Raw genomic sequence first — 7,131 nt, forward strand, 5'->3', positions numbered from 1 at the left:
CGCGGCCGGTTTGGTCTCGCGGCGGTATGCCGGCCGGGGTTAGGTTAGCCACGCTTGTTTGAATTTGAGGTAGCGGCGGCGGCTGACGGGAATGCGTTCGCCGTCGTCGAGTTCGACTTGGGTACCGCTCGCGACCGATTGCCAGGCGCGAATGCGGTGTTTGGGCACGATGTAGGATTTGTGAACGCGTAGCCAGGCCTTGGGTAACAAGCGTTCCAGTTGTTCCAATGGCTTGTTGTGCAGTTCCTCGGCGCCGGAAACCAGGTGCAGCTCGCTGTAGTTGTTGGCGGCTTTGATGAAGCGAATTTCTTCCAACGGCACCAGGATCAGTTCGCGGCCTTTTTTGACGGCCAGCACGCGGGTGTCGGCTTGACCGCGCTGGTTGGTGGTGAACGCGTTGAGGGTTTTGGCGATTCGGGCTTGATCAAACGGTTTGCCGATGAAATCAAACACCCCGTATTGGAACGCCTCGAAGGCGCGGTCGGTATAGGCTGAGACAACCACCGTGTGGAAGGAAGCGGCCACCGCGTCTTTGAGCAGGTCGAAACCGTCGCCACCTTTGAGGTTCAAGTCGAGGAATACCAGGCTCCAGGGCTGGGTGTGGGTGCGGGCCCGTGCCGCGGCCAGGCTGGGCACCATGTCGAGATGGTGGCGCGCCGTGCCCAATTCCGCTTTGACAAAACGGGCCAAACGCTCCGCGATGATGCGTTCGTCTTCCACGATGAGGATGTTCATGGGGCTCCTTTGAGGGTGATGTGCGTGGTCCAGGTTTGGTCTTGACCGCTTGCTTCGAGCTGCCAGCGTCCGGGGAAGCTCTCTTCCAAACGGGCTTTGATGTATTTGCCGCCGGTCCCGTCGTCGTTTGCCTCCGTGTTGATGGTGACCCCGACGGCCCGGAAGATCATTTCGATGGTGCGCGTTTCGGTGAGGCGCTGATGCAATTCAAAACGCACCGTGCCTTCGTCCAGCGCATAACTGATCCCGTTCTCCACCAGGGTCAGCAGCAGTGCGGGCGGAATCTGCAAATCGGGGTTTTGGTAATCCGTTTCAAAGGCATAACATTCGCCGGTGCGGTAGGTCAGCAGATCGAGGTGGCGGCGGCACAGCAGGCATTCGTCCTCCAGACTGACCAGGGTTTGGTCGGCCATGCGGTTGAGCATCTTCATTTCCTCGGCGAGTGAGGCGATGAAGGCCACGCCGGTTTTGGGTTCGCGCTCAAGCCATTCCATCACCGCGGTTAAGGTGTTGAGCATGAAATGGGGTTGCAGGTGTTTTTTGAGCAGCTCGATTTGCAGGCGTGCGGAACGCAAACGGGTTTCCTGGTACAACACGCGTTCGCGTCTGATTTGCAGCCCAAGCGAAATCAAGATGATTACGATCAGAATGGTGATACTGACAAACAGCCCCTGCTCCATAAAAGACATACCGGTCAGGCACAGAATCAAGAGGGCTTGGCTGACGGCGATGACGCCGAGGAGCGCGTTGGTTTTGCCGCGGTGGTAGGCGACACACACGGCGAGTTGGGCAAAGAGGAGGGCCGCGATGAATTGGCCGAACGCGAATTCGTCGGGATGACGGTGGAAGCGCGCGGCCGCGACGGCCATCCCCAGCGGTATGCCGAGGAGCCAATATCGCGCCAGGTCGTGGCGCAGGATGAACAACAACGGAAGCAGGGCGGCAAGCCCCGCCGAGAGGGTGGCGATCAGGCGTAACCGGTAGCCGTGCCAATGGTATGGGTAACCCAGGGCACGTAGGCTTTCGGCAAAGAGCAAGCAGGCGGTGAGTGCGCAGATCGCGGCAAAAACGGCGTAGGACGGTCGGTCGCGGTTGAGGATCCAGAGTACCGCAAAATAAATGGCGATGACGATGAACACGGCGAGGAAGAGGAACGGGAACATTGAAATGCGGGTGAAGGCAAGGACGTCGGGCAAACTGCCGACACCGCCGCCAAGCAGGTAAAAGCGACCCACCCCGCGGTGGTTTGAAAACCGGATGGCGATCTGGTTGTCGGCCTGGCGGAGGTGCTTGGGGATGGTGCAATGGAAGAGCAGGGAACCGGGTTCTTCCTCGGCGGCGTCGTCGCCAACCACGCCGTTGCGGCCGATCAATTCGCCGTTGAAATAAATTTCGCTTGAGCCGGTGGCGGCCAGCACGAACACCTCGCGGTCGCTGTTGGGTTCCAACGCGAGGGTTTGTCGCACCCAGAGGTTGCCGCGGTATGCCCCGGTTTTGATTTGCCAGGCGCGGTAGCCGAGCCAATCGCCGTCATCAAAATCGGGGTGTTTCCAGTTGAGGTCGTCGCCGGCTTTGACCTTCATGCGGTCATCGCGTTGCTGGGTGCCTTGCGCTTTGGTTGCTGTCGAAACCATCGCCGCGATGCTGATGATTACGGCGACGGCAAGCACGGTAAATTTCAAAATCTTTGGCGACATGAAGTGTGGAACCCCCCGGCGATCTTAGACGAACCGGGGGATTCTGCCAATGGTGGGTGCTGTTGGAAGAAGGGTGGCGACCTGGCAGGCGCGGGGCCGCTTCGGTGGTTAGACCAACTGCATGAATTGGGAGAAAGGGGCCGGTTGGGCCGGTGTCGGGTGATCCGGCCGGGGTGCTGTTGCCGAACGTGTGTGAGGTTCGGTGAATGCTTGGGGTTGTTCTCTTTGGAAGGTTTTTAATTGGGATACCAAGGTTTCGGCGGTGCTGAGCAGGTTTTGCAGCAGGTTTTGGAAGTCCTCGGCGGTTAAGGAGGCGACCATTTGCGAATAACACAACAGCACGCTTTTGTTTTTGGGGTCAACGGCAAGGGTGGCGCCGTGGGTCTCTTGTTGGTGCATGTTCATGGCGAGAACCTGTTCATAAAAACCCTCGCGATTCTCGATAGGCATGTCCATTAAGTGAAGGTTCATAAAACAACGTTCCATGGCGGAAACAACGTAGAGTTCGAGGGTGAACCCGTTGGCGGCGCTGATCGCACAAGCGCCTTCTTCGTCTAAGGTAACGGGGGTCTCCCAATCGCGACTCATGTTGACCAACCACTGATTCACGGTTTCGACTGCTGCTTGCATGGGAACTTCTCCTGTAAAAAACCCGGGGCGGGGCTGATGCGAACCTTGATTTGGTGCGCGGTTTGTTCCTAGGCCCGATAGGCTCGGCGGGGTTCTTTGGGCATGGCGGGGCCCGCGGCGGGTCTCGGTTTAAAAAGTCCGAGGGTGGTGCTGCCGCTTCGTGATCCCGGCGAGGTCGGTGGGTCCGGCCACGCCGGCGTGAAAAGCCGGCGTGGGAGAGAGGGGCGTTGAATTGCGTCTGTTGATTAGACGAAATCGTTTTGATGAATCTTGGCGCGGATGCGATCTACATCAATGCGATCCAGCATTTTTTTGTTGTGCTCTATCACCTTGAAGCTGTCGTCGATGTTGGCCTCAAGTGTGTGTTTGAGCTCTTGCAACCTCGTGCGGACTTCGAGGCGTTCGTTTGGTTTGAACGGTTGGTTGTTGTTGCCACTCAATAAAAACACGTCCTGGTTCACGACGCCGATGATGTCCGCCATGAGTTCACGGGGTTTGACCATTTCTTGAGTCAACTTTTCGTGATCGACCTTGGACTCCCAGATGCCCTGTTCGTTCTGTTTCAGGAACTTCTGCTTCTGGAAGTTATCCTTGTCGATTAACTCTTCCCTGGGTTCAATGACAGACATGGGTTCTTTCATGCGCTCAAGTAAGCCGTCGACCTCGGCCAACTGTTCTTGCCAAAGGCTGATGGAGGTCTCGCTGTCTATGATCAGTTTTTCCATCAAGTTGATGGTTCCTTTGTTGGTGTTTTCGTCGAAAGAGCCAATGGACGATTCATCGCCGTCACTGAGGTGGATGGGTTGGCTTACCCCGACGGCATAGCTCTTGTTCTCCAGATCCAGTGGTTTTTTGGTGAACTCTTGAGATTGGGAAAAGATGGTAAATTCTTGGGTTTGGGGGTTGTATTCGACCACGTCTGTTGAAATGTCGCGTTTGTTGTTGATTTCGGAGTCCGAGCGGATGAACTGCGAGCTGCCGTCCGCGCCGTCGTTTAAGCCGATGGAGGTTTTGGACGAGCCAATGTCGGTTTTGAGGCTGGGGACGCCGGCGGCAACGATTTGGAGGTGGTCGATGCGGTCTTTGTTGTCCTCGTCGAAAAACGCTTTGTAAACCTGGTTGGTGTAGTCACTGCAAATAACGACCCCGAGTTTGACGCCCGTTTTGGGGCTGTCGAACACAAAATCATCCGCGGTGATGCCCGCTTCGTTGATTTGGTCACCGAGATCGCTGCTGTTCTGTTCGGGGTTGGCTTTGATGCTTGAGCTTTGGAGCTTTTCCGGGATGAGCAGGTTGGATAAACGGTTTGAAAAGTAGGAAGGGGTGTCGGCTTTGGACGGGAACAGTTTGGTGACCGTTTCCATTTTGCCGCCTTTGCCGCCTTCAATAACCATCGATTGGTTTTCCGTTAGCTTGTACATGTCGCCGGGTGAACGCATTCTGAGTATGGATTGAGCCTTGGCCTCTTGGCGGCTTACCCGTTCCTCGTAAACCTCTCGTTCGGGCATGGTCGCCGAGTTGGGATAATAGAACTTGCGAAAGGTGTTCGCCAGCTTGGAGAAATTGCTCTTGCTAGAACCGAAGGTTTGGAAGAAGTCGTTGATGGCCCGGAGATCTTTACTGATGAGATTGTCGAGGTCCTTTTGTTTGAAACTCGGTGCCAGGCCTTTTTTGAGTAGCTTACGGGCGCCCGGCCAATCCTTTTTGGCGACTTTTTGACGGAAAGTTTCTATTTTAGATGAGCTGAGGTAACTCCCCTTGGGCATGAATGCCAGTGTTTTGAGCGCGTCGCGGTGGGTGGCCATTTTCTTAACGGTCTCAACAATCGTGGCCAACTCTTGTTCGCGATTGAAATTGAATTCGCCTAATCTTTCGGGTGGCGTATCGCGGGGGATGTTTAACGCGTCGAGGCGCGCGTTGAGCATGTCGCCCACGGTGGCGAGCAACGCTCGTGGTTCGTTGCGGTACTGTTCGCAATTCTCGACCTCCGGCCCCATCGCCTCCTGATAGGCGGCACTAAGATCGCACTCATCACTGCCCAATTGGTCCTGAAGCATGTGTAAGTCTTGCGGTCGCAGCGCGGTTAAGCTTTCGGGAGGTTGGGCGGTACACATGGTGCCGAGGACAAAAATCGCGCCTTCAAACTTGGGACTGGCGGCTTTTTCTTGGATGGCGGCCATGAGCATTTCTTTTTGGTCCTGGGTGAGGTTGGATTTGAAATCGCTCCAAAAAAATTCGGGAAGGGTGTATACCGGGGCGGTGCCTTTACGGTTGTCGGTAAAGTTCTGGTCGTGCATTTTGGCAAAGGCTTCAAATACTAAATCGACCTTGTCCAGGAGCCCACTGGTGTTGTTTTTGTATTGTTTATCATGGGTGGATGCGATTTGTAATTGCAGCAACTGGATGCGTTTTGGCGTGGGCACTTTTGCATTGTTTAATTGAATTTGCTGGGGCGGGATCGATTTACTCACGTGTTGATCTTTACCGTTGGGTGAGGGGGGTGACGTTTTTTTGTTTTGGGAATCGATTCCTTTCATACCCATGGGGTTGGGTCGTTTCGGCAAAATAGGCTCAGAGAAAGATCGTTGACGTTGCTTGGTGCTTTGCAGCGATGGAAACATGGGAACTCCTCGAGGAACAACCCAGGGCCGACCCCACCGCCGGGACAATCGGCATGAGCCGTGACGGGACGGTGGGTGAAGCTTGGCGGCTGGGTTCCTGATGTGGCTTGTGGCGACGGTATAGAGGCGAAGGAGCAGGATGCCGCGTGCGAAAAATTCCTCATAAGGAAACGCGCTAAAAAATGCGTCGTGTGGGGCGGGCATGTATCGAGTCGTTCGTTCAAAAAGTAAGCGTGGGGGCACAGGGCGGGTTAACCCGCATTTCTCACAAGGATTCGTTGCGAGAAGCAGAAAGCCTTGTGAGTACGAAGATTACGACCGAGAGACGGCGCAGGGGGCCGACCATTCGGCGTAGCAGCTGAGGCGAAGGCGGCTCGACCGAGTAATGCGGATGGCCGCCCCCTCGTAATCGCATGGCTTTCGGCTTCATAGCAGAATTCCTTGTGAGTAATGCGGGTAAAGGCAAGGTGTTGAAGAATGGGACTGAAAAAGTGCCGTGGCTTACTTGCTGCGAAAATATGGGAGCGAAATTCCAAGAGAGTATGAAGGAATTCAGGAGAAAGTGTGGAGGCGGTTAGGCTGTGATGCAGATCACGCAACTCTGGGTAAGGGGATCGACCGCCATGGCCGTATCAAGTAAGCCCGGTTTTGCCCTCGGCACCCTTCAGAAGCCTGTGGGAAAGTGCGTACGTTTAACCGATTCAAAGGGTTGTGTTGGTGTTTGGCGCTGGTTCAGCGGGAGCTTTGAACCGTGCCAGGGCTTGGATGCGTTGGCTTTCTTCCTGAGGGTCCTGTTTTTTTTTGGAGATTCATCGCGGGAGGATTACGCGGCGCCGCAGCATTTTTTATATTTTTTGCCGCTTTCACAGGGGCAGGGATCGTTGCGGCCGACCTTGGCCTCGCGGCGGAGTTGGGCCGAACTACCGTCCTCGTAAAACCAGACGTCGTCAATTTTGGAAAAAATGGAACGTTCGTGGTGGCTGCGTTCGGTTTCCTCCAGGCGGTAGTGCGCTTTAAAGGTAACGGTGCCACGTTCATCGCCGGGGCCGCCTTCCTCCGTGCCTTCAATGTCGAGGCCGAGCCATTCCGACTCGTCGGACCAGGCTTGAACGCTTTCGGGATCGACCAGCGGACGTTTGGCCGGGTGGGTCGTGTTCAAAATAAAATCGACCTCGCCTTTGACGTAGGCGGAATAACGGGCGCGCATCAGTTTTTCGGCGGTTTCCGGTTGTTGGTCACCCAGGTGAAAGGGTTGGCAGCACTGCGCGTAAGCGTTTTCGGGCGTACAGGGACACGCGGACATCTCGGTTCTCCTTCCTCGCGGCAAAAGCAGGGTGCCGTAAAACCATCGGGTTCGACACCGCGGACGCCCACTTATACCATTGCGGGCGTGGGGACCCCACGGGGGTGTGGGGACACCCCCCCGGGTTGTTATGGTGAGTGGTTGG

At 55.8% G+C, this 7,131-nt stretch carries 5 protein-coding genes; all 5 read right to left on the bottom strand.

Going from position 1 to position 7,131, the window contains the following annotated elements; all coding sequences use genetic code 11:
• Positions 1-39: 39 nt before the first annotated feature.
• Positions 40-735, bottom strand: coding sequence for a LytR/AlgR family response regulator transcription factor (locus J3U88_RS13540; RefSeq protein ID WP_207859357.1), 696 nt, complete (start codon positions 733-735; stop codon positions 40-42).
• Entirely contained in the window at positions 732-2,432 is a 1,701-nt protein-coding gene (locus J3U88_RS13545) for a histidine kinase (RefSeq protein ID WP_207859358.1), read from the bottom strand. The genes J3U88_RS13540 and J3U88_RS13545 overlap by 4 nt, the downstream gene beginning before the upstream one ends.
• 108 nt (positions 2,433-2,540) lie before the next feature.
• Positions 2,541-3,062, bottom strand: a complete 522-nt coding sequence (locus tag J3U88_RS13550) for a CesT family type III secretion system chaperone (protein ID WP_207859360.1) — start codon at positions 3,060-3,062, stop codon at positions 2,541-2,543.
• 245 nt (positions 3,063-3,307) lie between these two features.
• Complete coding sequence (locus J3U88_RS13555; protein WP_207859362.1) at positions 3,308-5,533, bottom strand: hypothetical protein; 2,226 nt, start codon at positions 5,531-5,533, stop codon at positions 3,308-3,310.
• A 973-nt stretch (positions 5,534-6,506) separates the two neighbouring features.
• Positions 6,507-6,986 carry a YchJ family protein gene (locus J3U88_RS13560; RefSeq protein ID WP_207859363.1) on the bottom strand — a complete coding sequence of 160 codons (480 nt, stop codon included), beginning with the start codon at positions 6,984-6,986 and terminating at the stop codon, positions 6,507-6,509.
• Between the last annotated feature and the right edge of the window lie 145 nt (positions 6,987-7,131).

This window comes from Acanthopleuribacter pedis (assembly GCF_017377855.1).
GTDB classification, from domain to species: Bacteria; Acidobacteriota; Holophagae; order Acanthopleuribacterales; family Acanthopleuribacteraceae; genus Acanthopleuribacter; species Acanthopleuribacter pedis.

What these genes read in the sequence shown, in the direction of transcription:
- J3U88_RS13540 (WP_207859357.1), bottom strand. Translation starts at nt 735, where the DNA reads ATGAACATCCTCATCGTGGAAGACGAACGCATCATCGCGGAGCGTTTG.
- J3U88_RS13545 (WP_207859358.1), bottom strand. Translation starts at nt 2,432, where the DNA reads ATGTCGCCAAAGATTTTGAAATTTACCGTGCTTGCCGTCGCCGTAATC.
- J3U88_RS13550 (WP_207859360.1), bottom strand. Translation starts at nt 3,062, where the DNA reads ATGCAAGCAGCAGTCGAAACCGTGAATCAGTGGTTGGTCAACATGAGT.
- J3U88_RS13560 (WP_207859363.1), bottom strand. Translation starts at nt 6,986, where the DNA reads ATGTCCGCGTGTCCCTGTACGCCCGAAAACGCTTACGCGCAGTGCTGC.